Genomic DNA, 20839 nt, shown 5'->3' with positions numbered 1-20839 from the left:
AAATAAAACAATGATTTCGTAAATGTTATTGAAACCTATTTGATTAAGCGTTTGAATAGCGCCATTAAGTTTGCAGAATATAATAAAGCAATGACCACACAATCTACTGGATGGAAATCGGCCTTTACCGCATTTCTTGATCGCCGCGCGCTGATTATGCTGTTTTTGGGCTTCTCTGCCGGTATTCCGATACTGCTGATTTTCTCTAGCCTGTCATTATGGTTAGGTGAAGCAGGCATTGATAAAAGCGCCGTAACATTTTTTAGCTGGGCCGCATTGGGGTATTCCTTTAAGTTTGTCTGGGCGCCACTGATTGATGAATTACCCGTGCCGGTACTGACCAAAATTTTAGGGCGACGTCGTGCATGGCTGTTCATTGCGCAACTATTAATTATTTGCTCAATTTGTTTGATGGCATTTTCCAATCCCGCGTTAGGACAAAGCTCTTTATATCAAATGGCAATCGGGGCGGTTTTATTGGGCTTCTCTGCGGCCACGCAAGATATTGTGATTGATGCTTATCGCATTGAGCTGGCAGAAACACAAATGCAGACCGTATTGGCATCGACCTATAATGCCGGTTATCGTATCGGCATGATTGTGGCCGGTGCAGGGGCGTTGTTTTTAGCCGCCTCACTGGGCACAGCCAAAGGCAACTACATTTACAGTGCGTGGAAAATTACCTATCTGGCCATGGCCGCGGTGATGCTGGTGGGAATTATCACCACTTTGGTCATTCGTGAACCAACAGTGAATCGACGATATAAAGATTATAAACGTAGCGATTACTACCGTTTGGTGGCGGTGTTTTTTGTGGCGGTCATCAGCTTTGTGGTGAGTTATATTTTATCCGGCAGCTTAACTGAAGCCGTTAAAGCGCAATTTGCAATCTCCGATTCTTTTTTGCTGTTCTGTTTTGAAGCATTGCGTTTTATTGGCTCTGCGGTTGTTGCGGTCTTGATCGGTGCTTTGCTGGTCAAAATGGGCGCAGTCAATAAAGAAATGGCCTTTGAAACGTGGGTCAATCCGATTGCCGATTTCTTTAGACGCTATGGCGTAAAATTAGCCTTGGTGTTGTTGCTGTTGATCGGTTTCTATCGTATCTCCGATATTATTGCCGGTGTAATCTCTAATGTCTTTTATCAAGATTTAAACTTCACCAAACAGCAAATTGCAGAAGCAGTTAAGATTTACGGGGTGATTTTTAGTTTGGTTGGCGGTTTCCTTGGTGGTTTGTTGGCACAGCGCATGAACATTATGAAGTTGATGTTTGTGGGCGCAATTTTGGCCAGTTCAACCAATCTGATCTTTATTGGTTTAGTGAAATCAGGACAGCAAACCAATGATGTCAATATCACTATCGGGCAGCAGCAATATACGGTTGAGTCTGATGAAGTGGGATACTGGAAACTCAAAGTACCGAGTCAAGTATTGGCTCAAGCCGATCAACTACAAGTCGCAGTGCAATATCAACACAATGGACAAAGTCCAGCAGTCACGACATTGCCTTATTTAGAAGGGCTTGAGCACCAAAGTGGTTTACAACTTTTGCCTGTAACCAGTGACAATGTCATTACACCAGCAGAGCAAAATAATAGCGTGGTGGTGCGCGGTCAATATTTTGGACAGCCTTTGTCTGAGTCTGAACAGATTATCTTAAAATTAGATGATCAAACTTTTACTGCTAATTTAGATAAAGCAGGCATCTTTAGTGCCGCAATTCCAGCAGAGCTTTTGCTGAATTCACGCGCTAAAAAAATAGTCGCTCAGGTACTACAGAACAATCAGGTTTTATTCAGCGCCGAGCATCGTTACAGCAGCAATATGCAAACGACGGCAGCAAAAGACTTAGATATTGAAGTGCAGCCTTTGCCCATGATTAACACCCAATCCAGCGATCCAGTGGAAATTAGCGGCAAGGTCATTAAGCCGTATAGTTCTTCATGGTTATACTTTGCCATTATTGTTGATAACTTGGCATCCGGACTTGCAGGTGCAGCCTTTATTGCATTTTTATCCAGTCTCACCAGTGTCTCATTTACCGCCGTGCAGTATGCAATTTTTAGCTCACTGATGACCTTAACCCCTAAGATTTTAGGTGGCTATTCAGGTACTATAGTCAGCAATATTGGTTATCCAAACTTCTTCTTGATGACCACTTTAATTGGAATTCCAATTTTAATTTTGGTGGTCTGGGTTGCAAAGTTATTGGCTGAACATCAACAGATAAAAATTGAAAAGGGTGAATAAAATGCGCATGCTACATACCATGTTACGTGTTGGTAATTTAGAACAATCATTAAAGTTCTATACCGAAGTCTTGGGAATGACGTTACTGCGTCAGCGTGACTATGAAGAGGGACGTTTTAGTTTGGCTTTTGTCGGGTATGGCGATGAGCAGCATCATACCGTGCTGGAATTGACCTATAACTGGGATATCAGCAGTTATGAGCTAGGTACAGCGTATGGACATATTGCCATTGCCGTTGATGATGCGTATCAGGCCTGCGAAGAAATCAAAGCGCGTGGCGGTAAAGTGGTGCGTGAAGCTGGTCCAATGAAGGGCGGAGTAACGGTGATTGCTTTTGTTGAAGATCCAGACGGTTATAAAATTGAACTGATTCAGCAAGACCTCAATGCCCGTAATAATTAATGCAACGTGTTATATAGATAAACTAAATATTGAACATTGATTTAAAAAACTAGCTTTATCTAGTCAGCCCATTAAGATAAAAATTTACTCTTAGGTAAAATTGCTTATTGGGCTTTTTTATATCTTTTCATTATTACAAGGAATGGTAATGTTAAAATTATTGGCGTTGGATCGCTTTACAATTTTGCTGATTGTGATGGTGATACTGGCAACTATTATACCGGTATCGGGGATTGCTGAACATGGTTTCAGCATTATCACGTCGATCGCAATTGCCATCTTGTTTTTTTTACATGGGGCGAAAATTTCCAGAGAAGCACTGGTTGATGGCGTTCTGCATTGGAAATTTCATGTGGTGGTTTTTGCATTTACCTTTGCTTTATTTCCACTGTTAGGGTTGCTGGCGAAACCGCTGTTATTGCCACTTTTAGGTCAAGAGCTGTATTGGGGCTTTTTGTTTATGTGCTTCTTGCCCTCAACCGTACAATCCTCTATTGCCTTTACCTCTGTTGCAAAAGGCAACGTCGCCAGTGCAGTGTGTAGCGCCTCATTTTCCAATTTATTGGGAATGTTTATTACACCTATACTGGTCAGTTTTTTTATTCTTGGTCAAGCGCAACATGATTTTGATCCGACCTCATCGGTCATTCAGATTGCATTGTTACTGTTGGTGCCTTTTATTTTAGGACAGTTGTTACGTTCATATATTTATCCTTATATGCTTAAAATTCCTAATTTGGTGAAAATGTTTGATCAGGGCACCATCTTGATGGTGGTGTATGGTGCGTTTAGTAGTGCGGTGGTGGCTGGACTTTGGCAAATGGTCAGTTGGCAGACCTTGTTGATTCTCACCTTAGCCTGTTCGGTTTTTTTAACCGTAATTATGCTGCTGGCTTTTTATATCCCTAAATGGCTAGGTTTTAATAAAGCCGACCAAATTGCCATGTTCTTTTGTAGTTCTAAAAAGACCTTGGCCAGCGGTGTGCCGATGGCGCAGATCTTATTTATTGGTCAGCCGGTGGGGATGATTGTATTACCAATTATGATTTTTCATCAAATTCAATTAATGGTCTGCGGTGTAATTGCCAATTATTGGTCTAAAAAAATGCCGGATGAAGCATGCATGACCACGGCTGAGATTAAAGAATAATTCGCAATACGGGCTTTTTTAACGTATAATAATTGCCACTTGTTGTGCTTAGCCCTGACGGTATCCGTTTCGGTGGGCCAAAAGAATGGTCTGTTGTGGTGTTGATCTGGTTTTTCTTGGGAAAAACTTTTTTCCTCATGAATAATGAGAGTGATCAATTGCGATGACAGCTTAAGCCTTTCTTAACCTAGGAGTAGTCGACCATGCGTGCCGATATCCATCCAAAATATGAAAAACTAGTTGCTACCTGTTCATGTGGTAACGTTATCGAAACTCGTTCAGCATCTGGTAAAGAAACTCTTTATCTAGACGTATGTTCAGCTTGCCACCCATTCTATACTGGTAAACAAAAGAATGTGGATACTGGCGGTCGTATCGACAAGTTCAAACAACGTTTTTCTGGTATGTCACGTTCTATCAAACGCGATTAATACACAGAATAAAAAAACGGGCGCTAAGCCCGTTTTTTTATGTCTAAATTTTAAGCTTTCAAGTTAAAAATAGGTACAAGACCTATTGGTCTTGTACATCAATCAAATGATCGAGTTTTTTCTGGAAGTACTCACCTTGAATAAAACGTGCATCCACATTCCAAGCATTGGCAAAAAGAGTCATATCATTTAGGCCACGCAGCATAATTTCAACAGGTTTTATTTCATGCAAGACCAGAATTTTTTCTTGTAACGCCTCGGTCGACTGTTCGTTATTTAACATTTCAGTTAAAGCGGGGTGTAAGGTCAGGCTGTTGACATCAAGTTGACGTAAAGCAGCTTCACTGTAAATGGTATTGCCAAAATCTCTTAATGCCACTTCAGCACCAAATTGGCGTAATTGTGCAATATGTTTTTGCGCTTCTGGAATATTATGAGCAATATCTTGTTCTGAAAATTGTAAAATAAGCGGATGAGACAGTTTGCTGCCGATAATGGTAATCAGCTTAGCAATAAATTCAGGGAAAGTTTGATCGTAGAATAAAATTTCTTTGTTTAAGTTAACAATTAATTTTGCTTCAGGATATTGCGTAATAAAGTTATGTAACTGCTTACATGACTCAACCAAGATCCAGCGGTCTAACTTAATCGATAATTCAGGATCTTCAACCAATTCTCTAACATCAGATAAGTCTTTCCAAGCACTGTCAAAGATAAAGCCGCTGGTCACTTCATAGGTATAGAGGTTGGTGTCTTGTTTATCGTATAGCTGTTGATATTTAAGATGAATCTCACCACGATCTAAACTCTGTTGTAATGCGCGAATCAAAGAAGATTCAGCGCTTATATGTACCGGTTTAATCTCTGGTTGCTGAAATTCAATGTTCGGAATATCAATCTGAGTGGTCAATTCAATCTGCGGTGCAGGTTCGTTTTGAGGTAATGCGGTAGTATAGGCTGCATTAATCAGCTGTTCAAAGTGCTGCTCATCATGAATTTCTGTGTCTAGTTGGGTATAACCGATTCTTAGATTAAGCGGATAGCTCGCTTCATTGATCTGTAACAGTTGAGGCTTAGTTAACGCGCCCAAACCAATCAATTTAGAGTCTAATTTTGCTTTGGAGTCGCCTTGTAATAAGCCAATAAAAATACCAATACCCACTTTAAATAAAGGAATATTAATTTGATCTTTGACAAAATCTTTAACGTGTTGGAAGTAGTTTTTAGAGGTGGTCCAATCACTATTAAAAATAATTTCTGGGCAAGAGGCTAAAGAGAAAATAACCAAAGCGTTAATGTTAGACGGCTGCTGAAGGATGCTTCGATTAATCAATTGATAGGTATTGAACCCTTGTATATTTTTTTGTGCCGATGTGGTTGTCTCATCGCTAGATTCAGCATTATCCATATCAATGGTGATTTGTAAGGTATCTTCATCAGTTGAGGATAAGAACTCAATTTTAAGCGGATTAGCCTGTACAACTTGCGTGTTTAATGTGTTGATATCAAAACGAGCTAAATCAAATTGACCTTGGCTAATTTTCTTAAAGCGTAACTTAAAGTCCTGAATATCTTTGGGTTGTAGAAGATCAAGTAAAGGAAGTCCAATAATATCGTCTTGATTTTTAATGCCAAAGAGCTGTAGATATTCAGAATTGGCTTCAATATGAATACCTTCTTGAATCAGAGCAACCGCTTTATTACTGTCTTGTACCAATGATTGAGCATGGGTTTGTGCAGATTCTAGCTCATCGATTAATTGCTGTTGCATCAGCGATAAACGGCTAAAAGACAGTGCGCGCAGCAGTCCCAAATAAAACCGGTCTGCAAAATCTAGATTTAAAATATCGTAAACACCTTTACGCATATAATGTGCGTATTGTTCCGCTTGATAATCCTCTGGTTTAAGCAAGAGAATCGGCAAGTTGGGTTGTTTAGATAATTGAATTAGACTGAGCGCTTGTTCATATTTTAAGTCGTAGGCACGACCAAAAATAATTAAATCCCAGTTTTGCTGTAATTGCTTTTCAAAGCTTTGCAAATCATCCAATAAGATGGCTTGTACCACGTGCTCATTTGTAGTGAGCAGATCACAAATTTGATTAAAACGTATTTGATTGTCATCGATAATGAGTAAGCGGGTCTCAGTACGTTTTAATTTTTTAGACAGTAATGGATTTCTCACTTTAATGCTTCCCATAAATCTTGATTTTTGATTTCATTTGTTTGTTTGTTGATAAAGTTTTGCACCAGACTTTGTTGTTGATCATTCAACAGTTCAAATTCAAAATGGATAAAACTCTGTGTAATCAGTTGCGCTTTGGTTAAGTAGATTTTCAGTTCATCTTTGCCTAAGCGTAAGTGGATGGTTTGTTTTTCTCGAAACAGATGTGAACCTGAAACAATTAAGGTGACTGAATCGCTCTCTAGCGCAGAACTTTGTACAAGAAGGGCAGGTTGATAATTGTTGCTATTGCGCTCTGTTTTCACCATGGCCGCACAAGGAAATAAATCCTGTGCCAACACCTCAAGTCCCAACTCCAAACTTTTTTCTGTAGATTGCTTAATCCAACGAATCACGCCACCGCGCCATGAGTCACGTGAATTTTCTTGAATTAAAATAAATTCACCAGTTTTAAGATGAGGCGGCGTAACCCCCGTCCATTTGATTCTATAACCATTCACACTAATATCGAGAACTTCGGTTGAATAGATTTGTTTGGCTTCGCGATCGAGTAATTTAGCGCTGCTAACTTCAAGAGGAATATTAGAGTTCATTGAGTTAATCAAGTTGCTTTCATTTTGGAATTGATAATTATTGTCTAAATCCAATGTTTCGTGAAAGTTTTTACCTTTAGACAAGTAAAAATGTGCCACAGAAAGACTAAAACACAGATTCAATTGCGCTGAATATTCATAACGCTCATCACGACGTTCAGTATTGGTGGTCAATAAGGTATGAATATGAAAGTGCAGTGCAGGGGTTAAAAACAGTTTTTCATTACGTGATAAATAACCTGATTTTTTGCTTTGCGTGTCACATAAATGATCGAGTAAATTTTGTGTGGAAATATAAATTGTGGGTTTATATAAACTCGATTGATCATTGTTAAATGTAGGTGGACAATCTTTATTAATATCGACAATATAGCGTGAAAGCGTGGTTTCTTTGGGTAGGATATGCACCAATTTTGCCCAATCAAAACTACATAAATACAAACCCTGCATCTCAGAAGGACGGATCTGATGGGTGTTAAAAATATCCAATAAGATCAGTTGTGCATAAACTTGAGTAATGGTTTGCAGGGGATGCTGGGTATTTAAAAGCTGATTAATATTGGTCTGATGCGAGTTGTGTCTCATTGCACAGTCTAGTAGTTGATGTGCAACCAACCATTGCCCAAATAAAGGGGTGCTATAGAGTAAGTGTTGTTGATAAAGTAATAAAGCCAATTGTTGCAGCGCATAATAAGTCGACGCGATTCTAGCCGTTTGTAAGCTTTTCTTTTGATTAAAAGCAAACAATGAAAACTTTTGTAAACTCAGTTGGGTATTGCAGCGTTTAGAGATATCAATATAAATTTTAGTAAAATGGCTACGCAACAGCATAGCCAATTCAATAATTTGGTCATTCCGATCGCTGGTAATTAAACCCTGATTAAAAAAGTGTTTTTCTAAGCTGCCCAAGACATTGTCTAAAGTGGGATGCAAGATTTGAATTAAATCAAAACGCAGCATTTCTGGGCACTTCAGTTCAGAGATTTCAAGTAACGCATTAAAAAGCTCTTTTGAAGAATTTCCAAGCTGTAAAATAGACAGGTTAGACACCCACTCTTGCAGCCCTTTTGCATTAGAGGGGCAAAAGCTGAGTTTATCTAACTTTAATTCTGTTGGCGTTTGAAAAATATCTGAAGTGCTCATAAACATCGTTATTATTTAACTCAAAAAGTTGAAACCCCAAAAAGCGGTGTTTTATTTTTTTCACCCGCTATTTCCCTGACAAGCTTAGGAACCAAATATCCCGGAAGGTTCTCTAAAACCTCTTTATATATAAGGTTAATCTGATCAGTCTCTAAATCGAAATGATGCGCACCTTTTACTTTATCTAATACATGTAAATAGTATGGCATCACGCCTGCATCGAACAAACGATAGCTTAAATCGACTAAAACCTGCGCAGAATTATTAACCCCATTTAACAAAACTGCTTGATTGAGTACGGTGATTTGATTTTGAACCAGAAGTGCAAGTTTGGTGCAAGTAAAATCATCCAACTCAGCGGCGTGATTTGAGTGTACCACTACAATAATGCGCAGCCTACTATTTTTTAAAAGTGAAATTAGCTCTTCTTCGACACGGTTGGGGATTACGATCGGAACCCGTGAATGAATTCTCAGAAATTTAATTTGTGGCAGCGATTCTAAGCGCTCAATCCACAATTTTAATTTACGATTTGACAGGGTTAGTGGGTCACCGCCACTAAAAATGACCTCATTAATGTCAGGTTGGCTCTCAATATAGGCTTTAATATTTAGCCAATCATCGTTTTTAGGTAGGTTTTCTTGATAGGGGAAATGCCGGCGAAAACAATAACGGCAATGAATGGCACAAGCGCCTGTAAGTGTCAGCAAAAAACGTGATTTATATTTATGTAATACACCCGGCTGCTGATTGGCTTGTTCTTCGCCCAAAGGGTCGGTGACAAATCCAGCATGGTCTTCAAGTTCAAGATGATGGGGTAAAACTTGCAATAAAAGTGGGTCGAGCGGATTGTTGCTGCTCATTTTTGCGACAAACGCGCGAGGGACACGCAATTTAAACTGTTCAGATGCCAGTATTGCCCCTGATAATAGCTGTTCAGGCGATAGCTTGAGCAGTTCAAGTAGCTCTAAAGGATCAGTAATCAGGTCGCTAAGTTGAGATTGCCAGTTTTGCTCTTGATACAAATAGTTTATCATGCGGCATGTAAAAAATGATGCTAGTCTAGCATTAATAGATTTGAGTTAGTAAGTTTGGAGCGAGCCTTTCATGGCCAATTATTCGACAAATGATTTTAAAGCAGGCCTTAAGGTCATGCATGATGGTAATCCATGTTCAATCCTGGAAAATGAATACGTAAAACCAGGGAAGGGCCAAGCATTTAGCCGGGTGAAACTACGCAACCTAAGAAGTGGCAAAGTGTTGGAAAAAACCTTCAAATCCAATGAAACACTAGAAAGTGCTGACATTGTTGAACTTGAAATGGAGTATTTATATAACGATGGTGAACTTTGGAACTTTATGGATCCAGTGAGCTTCGAACAAATTGCTGCAGATAAAGTGGCAATGGGCGATGCAGCCAAATGGTTAAAAGATGATTCCAACGAAAAATGTACCATTATGCTGTTCAATGGTGTTCCATTGGCAGTGAATGCGCCTAACTTCGTTACCTTGAAAATCATTGAAACTGATCCAGGTGTACGTGGTGATACTTCAGGTGGTGGCGGTAAGCCTGCTAAGCTGGAAACTGGTGCAGTTGTACGTGTGCCACTGTTTGTACAGCAAGAAGAAAGTGTGCGTGTTGATACGCGTACAGGCGATTATTTAGAGCGTGCATAATCGTTTAAAAATAGACTATGATCGAAAGGGATGATGTAAATCATCCCTTTTTTTATGCCAAAGTATTAGAGCAAAATCAAAATGTGAAATGTAGAGTATAAGGAGCATTGTTGCAAAGGAAAAACAGCAGTACGCCCAACAATAAAAATGCCCGCTGATTTATGCACAGGATATGAGGAATTAATATGGATGTGATTCAATCGAAGTTAACCACGACTTCAAAAATAGTTTGGATACTGGTTGCCATTTTAGGTGCAGTCTCTTTTGGGACACTGGCACTTAGTCGCGGCGAACATGTAAATGCGGTTTGGCTGGTGTTAGCTGCAATCTGTGTGTATAGCATTGCTTATCGCTTTTACAGTTTGTTTATTGCCAATAAAGTCTTTGAACTCAATGCACGGCGTTTAACGCCTGCACATCGTTTGGCAGATGGTTTAGATTATGTGCCGACCAATAAATATGTGTTGTTTGGGCATCATTTTGCCGCCATTGCCGGCGCAGGGCCTTTAGTCGGTCCGATTCTCGCTGCACAAATGGGATATTTACCCGGCACCATTTGGTTGTTGGTGGGTGTGGTTTTAGCCGGCGCGGTACAAGATTTCTTGGTGTTGTTTATTTCAACCCGTCGTGACGGACGTTCACTGGGTGAAATGGCCAAGCAGGAATTGGGTACCTTTGCCGGTATCATTGTCATGCTGGGTGCTTTGGGCGTGATGATTATTATCTTGGCTGTTTTGGCCTTGGTGGTGGTCAAAGCCTTAACCAATAGCCCATGGGGCGTGTTTACCATTTCTGCGACCATTCCAATTGCGCTGTTTATGGGCGTATACATGCGCTATATCCGTCCAGGGAAAATTGCCGAAGTCTCGATTATTGGTTTCGTGCTGATGATGCTTGCGATTGTCTATGGCGGTAATGTCGCAGCGGATGCCTATTGGGGGCCTATTTTTACCCTTTCAGGTACGCAGCTAACGTGGTGTTTAATTGTTTATGGTTTTGTGGCGTCTGCTTTACCGGTGTGGTTGCTGCTTGCACCGCGCGATTATCTTTCAACCTTCTTAAAAATTGGTGTGATTGTTGGACTGGCGATTGGCATTATGGTGGCCTTGCCAGAAATGAAAATGCCTGCCGTGACTCAATTTATTGATGGTACAGGTCCTGTTTTTGCTGGTTCAATGTTCCCATTCTTGTTTATCACCATTGCTTGTGGTGCGATTTCCGGTTTCCACGCCTTGGTTGCTTCAGGCACGACACCTAAACTGATTGATAACGAAGTCGATATTCGTGTGATTGGTTATGGTGGCATGTTGATGGAATCTTTCGTTGCAGTGATGGCAATGATTTGTGCCACTATTTTAGAACCGGGGGTTTATTTTGCAATTAATGCGCCCGCTGCAATACTGGGCACCACCGTTGAAAGTGCTGCTGAAGCGGTCCGTACCTTGGGTTTTGTGGTTACCCCAGAAGCCCTAACTTTGCTGGCCAAAGAAGTGGGTGAAACCTCTATTTTATCGCGTACGGGTGGTGCGCCAACGTTTGCCATTGGTATGGCACATATTATTACCGAAATTTTCAACAACCGCTCCATGATGGCCTTTTGGTATCACTTTGCGATTTTGTTTGAAGCCTTATTTATTTTAACCGCTGTGGATGCTGGAACACGTGCTTGTCGTTTTATGGTGCAAGATACAGTGGGTATTGTGATTCCTGCGGTCAAAAACTCGCATAATTTCTTTGGTAATTTACTCGGTACAGCCGTAGCTGTGTCTGGTTGGGGCTTTTTTGTTTATCAAGGGGTGGTCGATCCACTTGGTGGGATTAACAGCTTATGGCCGTTATTCGGCATTGGTAACCAAATTTTAGCCGCGATGGCGCTCATTTTAGGTACTGTGATTCTGTTTAAGATGAAAAAGCAGAAATATGCGTGGGTGACGATTGTACCGACCATCTTCTTGTTCATTACCTCTATGACCGCTGGTTGGCAAAAAATCTTCCATGAGAATCCTAAAATTGGTTTCTTGGCGCAGGCCAATCGTTTTTCCGATGCGATTGCCCGAAATGAGGTGTTAAAACCGGCCAAAGACGTGGCGGAAATGCAAACCATTGTATTCTCAAACCAAATTAATGCCATGCTCTGCGGTTTCTTTATGATTGTGGCTGTGGTGATGTTGTTTGCGGCCATCGCAGCCATCCGCCGTGCTTTGGCTGATCCAAATCCAAGTGTGCATGAGTCCGAAGCCATTTATCGTGATGACGTTGCGGTAGGAGAGGTGAAATGAGTCTAAAAGATCAAATTCGTCAAAAACTGGCGATGGGTAAAATTATTAAATTTACTGTACTGGCGCAGCCCAAGCAGTTTTTAATGTTGAAAAGTCTGAAGACCATTCAACTGATTTGGCAGCGTCTACAGCAAAGCTTTCGTTTGATGGTGGGTGTGCCTGATTATCAAACGTATTTACAGCATATGGCCAAGCACCATGCAGATTTAACTCCGATGGACGATAAGACTTTTTATCGTTATTGCGTTGATGCACGCTATCCCAGTGCAGGCAGTGGCATGAAAAGATGTCCGTGCTAGTCGCTTAAGCTCACATCTAAAGATCTGAGCTGCTCGCTTGGGTTTGGAAAAATCATAAAACGGTGTATGTTAATCATGCACCGTTTTTTATTGGGGAAAAGTGTGATTTGGGCCGTAAATAAGGTTGAAAAACAACAACTGACAGCGCAGCAACAGCAGTTCAATGAAAAAGTACAAGCTTATGCGCCAAAGGTTGAGAGTTTTTTAACACAAATCAATAGTATTATTTTAGATAAATCGCAGCAAACCAAATTGGCCCTAAGCTGTCTGTTTGCAGGCGGACACGTACTGTTTGAGGATTTACCCGGCTTGGGTAAAACCACATTGTCTAGTGCTTTATCACACCTTGCAGGACTAAAATTTCAGCGTATTCAATTTACCAATGACATGCTGGCCAGTGATGTGATTGGGGTGAATATGTTTAATCAAAAAGAGCATCAGTTTGAGTTTAAATATGGGCCAATTTTTACCCAGATTTTACTGGCAGATGAAATCAATCGCTGTAGCCCGAAAACCCAAAGTGCTTTACTTGAAGCGATGGAAGAGGGTTTGGTCACTGTCGATGGCGTGCGTTATGTGTTACCGCAACCTTTTTGGGTGATTGCCACACAAAATCCACTTTTTCAAAGCGGCACCTATAGTTTGCCTGAGTCGCAGCTTGACCGATTTTTAATGCGTTTATCGCTCGGCTATCCATCACGTGCCGCTGAAAAATTATTGCTACAGCAAGAATCTCGTTATCGCTTAATTGCCACACTACAGCCTATCTTTGATCAGCAAGACATTTTAGATATACAACAGTTGGTCAGCCAAGTTTATTTGGCCGATGGTGTACTGGATTATCTGTTGGATTTGGCCACTGAAACCCGTAAAAATCGTCATGGCCTGTCTACGCGTGGGATTCTGGCTTTAAAAAAATCAGCACAAGCGTATGCCTTTATTGAACAGCGTAGCTTTGTCACGCCCGATGATGTGCAAGCGGTGTTTGTGAGTGTGGCTGCGCATCGTATTGGACTCAGTGAAGCTGAAACTTTACAGCTTATGCAACATGTCAGTATTCATTAAAGGGAGGTCAGTTTGAATAAGCCTTGGCAAAAATGGTTAGTAAAACGCTTTCAGTTTGAAACAGTTAAACAGCTGTCACAAAAAGATATTCTGATTTTTATTTATCAACAAGGCTATTTGTATTTAGTGCTTATCCTCATCACTTTTATTGCCGGAATTAATTATGCCAATAACTTAGTTTTGGGGTTTTGTTTTTTGGTCAGTGCCATTTTATGTATTAGCTTTTATTTAACTTTTAAGCAGTTACATGGGCTTGAAATTGAAATTGTTGCAGATGAAATAGGACAAGTCGGACAGAGCCTCGATCTGAAATTGTATTTTAAGCAAGTACAAAAACAGCCACGTTATTTATGGATTAATACTCAGAATCAGCTCCAAAAAATTCTAATCACTGAACTCACCCAGCACATCAGCTTGTCTTTTTTGCCTCAGCAGCGTGGACAGTTTCATTATCCAACCTTGCAAATTTATTCAGTTTATCCGTTTGGATTGGTGCGAGCATGGAGCTATTTTTATTTAAACAAGTATGCATGGATTGCACCCAAAGCCGCTTTTTATCCTGCACAGTATAAGCATCAACAGCCCAGTGTTGAGTTAGATATGGATGAGTTTCGCGAATTGCGTAATTTCACTCTTGGAGATACTTTGCAAGCGGTGTCGTGGAAACAAGCCGCACGTGGACAAGGCTTGTATGTAAAAGTATTCGAACAACATCAAGATCACAGCACGCTGCACATTGATTATGCGGAAATGCCTGCGGACTCACACGAACAGAAACTCAGTTTAATGATGGGCTTGGTTGAACAATCTGAACAGATACAGTGTGCATATACCGTGCTGTTGCCTCAGGCTCAATTGACAGTTGGCATGGGTGAAATGCAATTGCGAGATGCAAAAAAACTTTTGGCACAGGCTTAAATAATGATTCATGCTGATGTTCGAACCTCGATTTTAATCACGCTGTTGTTGGTGCTGATGGCACAGGCACTGTTTAATCCACTGGGCTTAAGCATTATTTTGGCTTTAATGTTACTTGGCTTATTCTTTGGTTTTAAAAAATCAGCTGCAACATTGTCAAAAATATGGACCTTTGGCTTCACTATTTTGGCTTTAGGGGTTATTTATTTTCACTATCACAGTTTTATTGGCGTTGAAGCTGGCGTTGCGGTTTTATCAACTTTTTTATTTGCCAAAGCATTAGAAACTAAAAATAAACGCGACACGATTATCTTGTTGAATTTTGCTTTATTTGTTAGTGCCAGTTCATTTTTATACAGTCAATCCATCTGGATGGCAATCATGGTGCTGCTGTGCTTATTCAGTTGTTTAATTGGACTGTATCGCTTACAGAGCAGTGAATTTAAAGATGCTCAAAATCAAAGTAGCGCTTTAAAAACCGATGCCAAACACGTTGCTAAATTTCTGCTGTTGGCTTTGCCATTTTTTGTTTTATTGTTTGTGTTTTTTCCACGCTTACCGCCGCTTTGGCATATTCCAATTCCAGAGCAAAAAGGCGTGACCGGTTTAAGCGACACCATGTCACCGGGCGACATTGCACAGCTTTCACAATCTTCCAGTTTGGCTTTTCGAATTCTAGGCAATCTTGATAAATTTCCAGCACGTGAGCAACTGTATTGGCGCGCGATGGTGTTAGATCAATATGATGGCAAAACATGGACCAGCAGCGTGATCAATCAACAGTTAAGTGTGAAAAATAATCTAGCTCAAACATCTACACGAAGTTTTGATTATCAATACTTGGCTGCGGACAATCGCGTGCTGTGGATAATGGGATTAGAGCAGTCCGTTCCTGTTGAGCCGAATTATCAATTAAAACAAGATGGCAGTATTATTCCAATGCGGGAAATGGTGCGTAATCAGCCGATTGCTCTGCGTTGGTTGGGCGTACAAAAAATAGCTGGGCAAACCACATCTCAAGCGAATATGCTGGAAAAAATCAATACTGCATATCCTATAAGCTTAGATCGAAAATCACGGCAATTGGCTTCGGATTTATTTGCACAAAGTGCACAGCAGCCCACTGAATATGTGCGTAATGTTTTGCACTGGTATCAGCAAAATAATTTTGTCTATAGCTTGACGCCCGGTGTGTTGGGTGGGAATCGTATAGATGAATTTTTGTTTCAATCACGGCAGGGTTTTTGTGAACACTATGCCTCCAGTTTTGCCATGCTGATGCGTTATGTCGGGATTCCTGCGCGTGTGGTGGTGGGCTATCAAGGTGGGCAGCTTGCACCTGATCAACAAAGTTGGGAGGTGCGTCAACTCGATGCACATGCATGGACCGAGGTGCAGTTAAATGGTCAGTGGCAGCGTATTGATCCGACAGCAATGGTTGCGCCGCAGCGTATTGATGTCGGAATGCAAGATTACATTGACAGTGATCGCAGTATATTGGGCAATCAACAACAAAAGTGGAAATATCGCCAATTTACTCTGATTAAGAATGTTCGTATTTGGAGTGATTACCTTGGTTATCAGTGGCAAAGTAAAGTCGTGGGCTATGATGCTGAAAAGCAAAGCAGTTGGTTGGCTAAATTAGGTCTAAAGTCCGTTTATGCCAGCGTTATTGTTTTACTCATAAGTGTTTTATTGCTGGTGGCGCTTTATTTTATTTGGCTTTATGTTCGTAGTCGATATGCTGTTTCAGCTTATGTGCGTGCCATTCAACAGTTTTCTCAGAAATTACCGCTGGATTTACGCCAGCAAGCGGCTGAGACTTTCTATGCTTGGATGAATCGTCTAGCGCAACAGGTCGAAATAGAACAAAGACTTCTTTTTCAGCAGACCGCTGAGTATTATCAAATTCAGCAATTTTCAGCGCTGAATACCGATCAAGATGTTCAACAATTTAAGAAAATGCTTAAAACTTGTGCATACGCACTTAAAAATAGCAAAAAGCCCTTGTCTTAAAAAATGAAAATGCATATGATTCGTACCACTTAGGTGTATAGCTCAGTTGGTTAGAGCGCTACGTTGACATCGTAGAGGTCAGCAGTTCGAGTCTGCTTATACCTACCAAATTAAATCAAAGACTTACGGTTAGAATCAATAACTTGTAGGTCTTTTTTTATGCCTGTAATTGCTGCATTTGCTGCATTTGCTGCAAAAAATTAAGAATATGCAGCAACTTTTGGGGCGGTTTGTGTCAAGATTGTGTCAGGAATCTAAACTCGTCTACTTATATGAAAATCCCACAGCCAAGACGACGCGGCAATGCGTGGTCGATCTCTGTCATGTTGAACGGCAAACGTGAATATTGCACCCGCGATACAGAAAAAGAATGTACGCAATGGGCGGTAGCACAAAAGATACTTGAAAAAGAAAACAAAGATGTGCCTGTGGATAATCGCCCACAATATACATTTAGAGAATTATTCGATAAGTATTATAAAGATGAAGGTAGACACAAGAAGTCTAAGCCGTGGATCTACGGTCAACTTAAAAACTTTAATGATAAATTCGGCATACTGGCTGAAGCATCTATTTACGACATCACACCAAAACACTTAACCAACTGGCGCAATAGTCGCAGCAAAGAAGTGAATGCCAATACTGTGCTTAAGGAGATGAGTCTCTATAGCGCTATTTTTTCTTATGCTCAAAAGGAATTATTCATTCTTGACACAAATCCATTCTTTTCTGTGTCAAAGCCTAAAAAGCCTAAAGCGCGTGACCGCAGAATTACCGATGATGAAATAGATAAAATTATTGCAGCATTTAATTATAGTCGTGGACAGGTGCCAGTCACTCCACATCATTATGTTGCATGGGGCTTCTTATTTGCACTTGAAACCGCCATGCGTAGAGGTGAGCTGCTCAATATTAAAATGAGCGATATATTTGAGAAGTATGTGCATTTGCCTGATACAAAAAATGGCGAAGCTCGAAATGTACCACTGACACCGCAGGCGCGTGAAATGCTCAAACTGATACAGCACGATGGCGATAAGCTCATACCACAATCAGAGAACGCTTTTAGGCTTCTGTTTGAGCGCACTAAAGCAAAGATTGGACTGAGTGATCTACACTTCCATGACACGCGACACGAAGCGATTACAAGGCTCGTCAATCAACGTAAAGTGCCGGTTGAGATATTGGCAAAAATAACAGGGCATAGAACTATCAAGATTCTACTGAATACTTATTACAATCCGCACGCTGATGATATTGCAGACATGCTATAAAAAAGCCCCAATTAAGGGGCTGAGGTTTAATTCTTTCTTCTGGCACCGCGCTTACTTTTGATCTCATTCTTCAAAATAGCATCGGCAAGTTTTGGATTGTATAAAGCCTTTCCGGTAGTGCCTTGATTAATAGCCGCACACTTTCTTCTAACTGAATCAACCGATATTGAGTATCTTTCAGCAAGCCATGCGTTTGATACCAATTCAACCGGCTCAAGCCGCATTTCAACAATCGTGGCATCACCGATTTTATCACCAAGATACAGCGCTGGAGGTGTATCCGATTCAACCGTGTATGAATATCTTAAAACTCCCATCACAATCCCTCCATAACAGTTGCACTGGCCTTTGGGTTTGCCTCAAGGTATTCTAAAAACTTCTCACTAATATCCATCACGCCACCTTTCCAATATTCTGACTTCGCACATAAAGCTTTGCTAAAAGCGCAACAGTTTCTTTCGTTTCAGGTCGCTGCAATTCTTTAAATTTGCGGTTCATTGCAAGCAATTCAGCACGGCTTACCAACATCAAATTATCTAAGCGACAATCAGTTTTAATGCCGTTTTTAAAGATCAGTGCATGGCCACTAGGGATAGGGCCATTAGCTTTCTCCCATAGGTACTTATGCTTGAGCTTCATTTGACGCTCACCCTCAAACTTGCACTCGATGTAGCCATCTTTCGTGATGTACTCATGACCCACTGGTGCCGCTGTATGAGGAACATTGCCTTTTTTCCACAAGGTTTCAGGGCTTGGCTTATAACCTTTCATGCCTTTATTCCAAGTAACATGACCTTTTTCCAAGCGACCAGTGCGGCCAGTTTTAGCGCCAATTCTGAGACAGTGAGCCTTTATCTGATCCACATTGACGCTCACACCAAGCTCAGCATTAAAAAGCTCAGTTAATTCCTTGCGGGGCATGGTTGTATGCTTAATCAAAAAAGCATCCATTTCAGGCGTGTATTTAAACTTCATTTAAACCTCGACATCCATATCGCCAAGCGCAATGCGCGGGGCTTGTTGTTCTTGGTTTAAGCCCTTGTATTGAGCGACCAACTTAACCGCATCCAATTGAGTAGCGTGCGCTTTGATAATCTCAGCACTAATGCCTTGAATTGTCTGAGCGCGTTTAACCTCAGTTTCAAGCCCTTCTTTGTCAGCCTTAGCTAAACGACCCAATTGATCAAAAAGATGCTTGTTCAAATCTTTTAATGTACTCATCACGCCACCTTCAAATATTGCTTATCAATTGCAAATGCCTTAATTTCAGAAAACTTGGCACACATCGAATTACTCAAGCCTTCAACGAATCTTTTATCCGCCAAAAGCCACTGTTTCGAGAACAATTTGAACCGGTCTACACCGCAGTCATTCATTAAATAACTCGGCTCAACCACGCCATTTTTGCAGTAAATAATGACCACCTTGTCACCGCGTTTCAGGTGCATGCCATCCTTCTTCGACTTGGTCACATAACCACCATTTAAAAGCCACTGGATGAAAGCAGCGCATAGGGCATTCGGCAAACGATTCACCGTTCCAACAAACTCAGGTTTTGGATTCATCGCGGTCTCCAGCTATTCACAAAATCCTTAATACAATCCTCAATCCCAAACAGATTGATATCCCGATACGGGCTGAACGTGCTTGGTTTCTCATCTTAAAGTTTGAAAACGATTGGTCGGATCAATCTATAGCGAATGCACATGGATGTAGTAGGGCAAAAGTGCGGTCAGAGGTGGATAAAGGATTGGCCTATCTTGATGGAAAAATAGAGGTTTTTAGTGATTGACTTGGCAGCCATGTTTGTGTAGATTTAGTGTATGGTGGCAAGTTGTTATGATTTACACCGTAGGATTCCATAAATAAGCTCATCGAAAGGTGAGCTTTTTTAATGTCTAAAAATTATTCAAATAGCGCTTCTGATCATTAAATCGGCATTGAATATGTAGATTGTGTATTGTATATTTTACCAAATGTTATAATTTGGTTTTTTATATGTGGAAGTTTATTAAGAGTTTTAATATCATAGATAGCTATTTAGTGGGGGCTATTGCTTTATTGTTAGTGTTGTCGGTTTACTTTTACATAATAAATCCTGTGTAAATGTGTTGAGCTAATAGCTTAATATTTGATGGATATTTTTGATTACAAGCCCTTTCTTCTTTGTTTAAGATGAGTGCCGCCACCCAGATATAACAACGAAAGCTCGGTCATTAATCGGGCTTTTTTAATGCCTGCAAAAAGCCAATTTGCAGAACATGCCTTGAGTAAAGAAACCAAAATAGGGTTTGGCACCCCGACCCAAAAGGATTGAAAGCAAGTAAAGCAGGCCGTGCATGTTAGGTGTGTGTGATTGTGAGTAGCGGTAGGTCAGTTGCCGAGCTGATTAATATCGTAATCTAAGGCAATGATGTGGCTGATCACCACATCATTTTCACTTTTATTACAATGTGTTATTGTGATTTCTTATATTAACAATAGGGGATAACAAAAATGAATATTGAGAATGAACTTAAGCTAAAAATTGCTTACAAGACTGATGTCGGTGACAAGACAATGCTAGTCAATGCTGAGGATATATGCACTAATGGTGTAATCGATGAGAGTAAAGTTATCAGCATAGCTGCAGGCAATGAAGTGGAAAATAATTTAGCAATTCTTAACCCTGTGGTTCTTTATGCGAATAAGTAACCTATCGAATAAGCACACATAAAATTAAGCTCATCGAAAGGTGGGCTTTTTTGTTTCATAAAACAAACATTGAAATAACTATATTTTGATAAGTTTAATTTTTAGCCAGTGTAGACGCATCATGAAAATATTTGCGATTTTGAGTTTGGTTGTAATGGTTGGTTTAACTGCTTGTCAGAAAAGAGATACAGATACAAACAAGCAGGATGGCTCAACATCACCTCATTCAATGGATAAAGATAAATAACTTAAATTTTTTAATGATACAGAGTGCTTAGGCACTCTTTTTGGTAAGCGCTCTTTAATTGGATCGAATTCGATACTTTTAAACTGGTGGAGTTAAGCAATTAAAAAAGAGAACTGGGTCATTTTCTACTTTAAATTAATGATATATATTGCATTTTCTCTTAATCTATCACACAAATAGTAACTCAAATTAAACATCACTAAACACAATAATAA

The 20839-nt window shown here is 40.4% G+C and carries 20 protein-coding genes and 1 tRNA gene; 14 read left to right on the top strand and 7 right to left on the bottom strand.

Annotation, left to right across the window (positions count from 1 at the left end; genetic code table 11):
* The first annotated feature begins 90 nt into the window (after positions 1-90).
* From SE27_RS09800 to rpmE, 4 genes are all read left to right on the top strand, one after another.
* Positions 91-2250: an AmpG family muropeptide MFS transporter gene (locus SE27_RS09800; RefSeq protein ID WP_039623966.1), complete on the top strand. Its 2160-nt coding sequence runs from the start codon at positions 91-93 to the stop codon at positions 2248-2250.
* A 1-nt stretch (position 2251) separates the two neighbouring features.
* On the top strand, positions 2252-2653 hold the full coding sequence (gene gloA, locus SE27_RS09795; protein WP_039622947.1) for a lactoylglutathione lyase: 402 nt from the start codon (positions 2252-2254) through the stop codon (positions 2651-2653).
* 142 nt (positions 2654-2795) lie between these two features.
* Positions 2796-3803, top strand: coding sequence for a bile acid:sodium symporter family protein (locus tag SE27_RS09790; RefSeq protein WP_148308933.1), 1008 nt, complete (start codon positions 2796-2798; stop codon positions 3801-3803).
* Between the two features lie 203 nt (positions 3804-4006).
* Positions 4007-4234, top strand: coding sequence for a 50S ribosomal protein L31 (rpmE, locus tag SE27_RS09785; protein ID WP_039622945.1), 228 nt, complete (start codon positions 4007-4009; stop codon positions 4232-4234).
* Between the two features lie 82 nt (positions 4235-4316).
* Here the strand turns inward: rpmE and SE27_RS09780 are convergent, their stop codons facing one another.
* From SE27_RS09780 to epmB, 3 genes are read right to left on the bottom strand one after another with little or no spacing between them, the layout of a single operon-like run.
* Positions 4317-6434: an EAL domain-containing protein gene (locus tag SE27_RS09780; protein WP_039622943.1), complete on the bottom strand. Its 2118-nt coding sequence runs from the start codon at positions 6432-6434 to the stop codon at positions 4317-4319.
* Positions 6416-8161, bottom strand: a complete 1746-nt coding sequence (locus SE27_RS09775) for a hypothetical protein (protein WP_039623964.1) — start codon at positions 8159-8161, stop codon at positions 6416-6418. The genes SE27_RS09780 and SE27_RS09775 overlap by 19 nt, the downstream gene beginning before the upstream one ends.
* A gap of 14 nt (positions 8162-8175) precedes the next feature.
* Positions 8176-9192: an EF-P beta-lysylation protein EpmB gene (gene epmB / locus SE27_RS09770; RefSeq protein ID WP_039622941.1), complete on the bottom strand. Its 1017-nt coding sequence runs from the start codon at positions 9190-9192 to the stop codon at positions 8176-8178.
* Between the two features lie 70 nt (positions 9193-9262).
* Here epmB and efp point away from each other — a divergent pair, with 70 nt between their 5' ends.
* The 8 genes from efp (at position 9263) to SE27_RS09730 (ending at position 17683) form a co-directional block, all read left to right on the top strand.
* Positions 9263-9832, top strand: a complete 570-nt coding sequence (gene efp, locus SE27_RS09765) for an elongation factor P (protein ID WP_039622939.1) — start codon at positions 9263-9265, stop codon at positions 9830-9832.
* A gap of 185 nt (positions 9833-10017) precedes the next feature.
* Positions 10018-12111 (top strand): carbon starvation CstA family protein, encoded by a 2094-nt coding sequence (locus SE27_RS09760; protein WP_039622937.1) that lies wholly within the window; start codon positions 10018-10020, stop codon positions 12109-12111.
* A complete protein-coding gene (locus tag SE27_RS09755) occupies positions 12108-12410 on the top strand; it encodes a YbdD/YjiX family protein (protein WP_039622935.1) in 303 nt (100 codons plus the stop codon). Before SE27_RS09760 ends, SE27_RS09755 begins: the two co-directional genes overlap by 4 nt.
* Positions 12411-12485: 75 nt before the next feature.
* Positions 12486-13475 carry an AAA family ATPase gene (locus SE27_RS09750; protein ID WP_081406915.1) on the top strand — a complete coding sequence of 330 codons (990 nt, stop codon included), beginning with the start codon at positions 12486-12488 and terminating at the stop codon, positions 13473-13475.
* Positions 13476-13487: 12 nt separating this feature from the next.
* On the top strand, positions 13488-14393 hold the full coding sequence (locus SE27_RS09745) for a DUF58 domain-containing protein (protein ID WP_039622933.1): 906 nt from the start codon (positions 13488-13490) through the stop codon (positions 14391-14393).
* 3 nt (positions 14394-14396) lie between these two features.
* Entirely contained in the window at positions 14397-16409 is a 2013-nt protein-coding gene (locus SE27_RS09740) for a transglutaminase family protein (protein ID WP_039622930.1), read from the top strand.
* Between the two features lie 31 nt (positions 16410-16440).
* A tRNA-Val gene (locus SE27_RS09735) sits at positions 16441-16517 on the top strand.
* Between the two features lie 164 nt (positions 16518-16681).
* Complete coding sequence (locus SE27_RS09730; protein ID WP_039622929.1) at positions 16682-17683, top strand: tyrosine-type recombinase/integrase; 1002 nt, start codon at positions 16682-16684, stop codon at positions 17681-17683.
* 26 nt (positions 17684-17709) lie between these two features.
* On the opposite strand, the gene SE27_RS09725 is transcribed toward SE27_RS09730, so the two are convergent.
* The 4 genes from SE27_RS09725 to SE27_RS09710 all read right to left on the bottom strand — a co-directional run bounded on the left by SE27_RS09725 (position 17710) and on the right by SE27_RS09710 (position 19248).
* Positions 17710-18000: a hypothetical protein gene (locus SE27_RS09725; RefSeq protein WP_039622928.1), complete on the bottom strand. Its 291-nt coding sequence runs from the start codon at positions 17998-18000 to the stop codon at positions 17710-17712.
* A gap of 76 nt (positions 18001-18076) precedes the next feature.
* Complete coding sequence (locus tag SE27_RS09720) at positions 18077-18658, bottom strand: HNH endonuclease signature motif containing protein (protein WP_039622926.1); 582 nt, start codon at positions 18656-18658, stop codon at positions 18077-18079.
* The gene (locus tag SE27_RS09715; protein WP_039622924.1) at positions 18659-18904 is read right to left on the bottom strand and encodes a hypothetical protein; all 246 of its coding nucleotides are present in this window, start codon (positions 18902-18904) and stop codon (positions 18659-18661) included.
* The gene (locus SE27_RS09710; RefSeq protein ID WP_039622922.1) at positions 18904-19248 is read right to left on the bottom strand and encodes a hypothetical protein; all 345 of its coding nucleotides are present in this window, start codon (positions 19246-19248) and stop codon (positions 18904-18906) included. Before SE27_RS09710 ends, SE27_RS09715 begins: the two co-directional genes overlap by 1 nt.
* Positions 19249-20179: 931 nt before the next feature.
* Here SE27_RS09710 and SE27_RS09700 point away from each other — a divergent pair.
* Together SE27_RS09700 and SE27_RS14200 are read left to right on the top strand one after the other, a co-directional pair.
* Positions 20180-20377, top strand: coding sequence for a hypothetical protein (locus tag SE27_RS09700; RefSeq protein WP_039622920.1), 198 nt, complete (start codon positions 20180-20182; stop codon positions 20375-20377).
* Positions 20378-20498: 121 nt separating this feature from the next.
* Positions 20499-20624, top strand: coding sequence for a hypothetical protein (locus SE27_RS14200; RefSeq protein WP_264673629.1), 126 nt, complete (start codon positions 20499-20501; stop codon positions 20622-20624).
* The last annotated feature ends 215 nt before the right edge of the window (positions 20625-20839 follow it).

The organism is Acinetobacter harbinensis, from assembly GCF_000816495.1.
Lineage (GTDB): Bacteria > Pseudomonadota > Gammaproteobacteria > Pseudomonadales > Moraxellaceae > Acinetobacter > Acinetobacter harbinensis.
This window is presented reverse-complemented; position numbering and strand designations above follow the sequence as displayed.

Excerpts from the sequence above, each read along its gene's own strand:
- SE27_RS09800 (WP_039623966.1), top strand. The coding sequence starts at position 91 with ATGACCACACAATCTACTGGATGGAAATCGGCCTTTACCGCATTTCTT.
- gloA (WP_039622947.1), top strand. The coding sequence starts at position 2,252 with ATGCGCATGCTACATACCATGTTACGTGTTGGTAATTTAGAACAATCA.
- SE27_RS09790 (WP_148308933.1), top strand. The coding sequence starts at position 2,796 with ATGGTAATGTTAAAATTATTGGCGTTGGATCGCTTTACAATTTTGCTG.
- rpmE (WP_039622945.1), top strand. The coding sequence starts at position 4,007 with ATGCGTGCCGATATCCATCCAAAATATGAAAAACTAGTTGCTACCTGT.
- SE27_RS09780 (WP_039622943.1), bottom strand. The coding sequence starts at position 6,434 with ATGGGAAGCATTAAAGTGAGAAATCCATTACTGTCTAAAAAATTAAAA.
- SE27_RS09775 (WP_039623964.1), bottom strand. The coding sequence starts at position 8,161 with ATGTTTATGAGCACTTCAGATATTTTTCAAACGCCAACAGAATTAAAG.
- epmB (WP_039622941.1), bottom strand. The coding sequence starts at position 9,192 with ATGATAAACTATTTGTATCAAGAGCAAAACTGGCAATCTCAACTTAGC.
- efp (WP_039622939.1), top strand. The coding sequence starts at position 9,263 with ATGGCCAATTATTCGACAAATGATTTTAAAGCAGGCCTTAAGGTCATG.
- SE27_RS09760 (WP_039622937.1), top strand. The coding sequence starts at position 10,018 with ATGGATGTGATTCAATCGAAGTTAACCACGACTTCAAAAATAGTTTGG.
- SE27_RS09755 (WP_039622935.1), top strand. The coding sequence starts at position 12,108 with ATGAGTCTAAAAGATCAAATTCGTCAAAAACTGGCGATGGGTAAAATT.
- SE27_RS09750 (WP_081406915.1), top strand. The coding sequence starts at position 12,486 with ATGCACCGTTTTTTATTGGGGAAAAGTGTGATTTGGGCCGTAAATAAG.
- SE27_RS09740 (WP_039622930.1), top strand. The coding sequence starts at position 14,397 with ATGATTCATGCTGATGTTCGAACCTCGATTTTAATCACGCTGTTGTTG.
- SE27_RS09730 (WP_039622929.1), top strand. The coding sequence starts at position 16,682 with ATGAAAATCCCACAGCCAAGACGACGCGGCAATGCGTGGTCGATCTCT.
- SE27_RS09725 (WP_039622928.1), bottom strand. The coding sequence starts at position 18,000 with ATGGGAGTTTTAAGATATTCATACACGGTTGAATCGGATACACCTCCA.
- SE27_RS09720 (WP_039622926.1), bottom strand. The coding sequence starts at position 18,658 with ATGAAGTTTAAATACACGCCTGAAATGGATGCTTTTTTGATTAAGCAT.
- SE27_RS09715 (WP_039622924.1), bottom strand. The coding sequence starts at position 18,904 with ATGAGTACATTAAAAGATTTGAACAAGCATCTTTTTGATCAATTGGGT.
- SE27_RS09710 (WP_039622922.1), bottom strand. The coding sequence starts at position 19,248 with ATGAATCCAAAACCTGAGTTTGTTGGAACGGTGAATCGTTTGCCGAAT.
- SE27_RS09700 (WP_039622920.1), top strand. The coding sequence starts at position 20,180 with ATGAATATTGAGAATGAACTTAAGCTAAAAATTGCTTACAAGACTGAT.
- SE27_RS14200 (WP_264673629.1), top strand. The coding sequence starts at position 20,499 with ATGAAAATATTTGCGATTTTGAGTTTGGTTGTAATGGTTGGTTTAACT.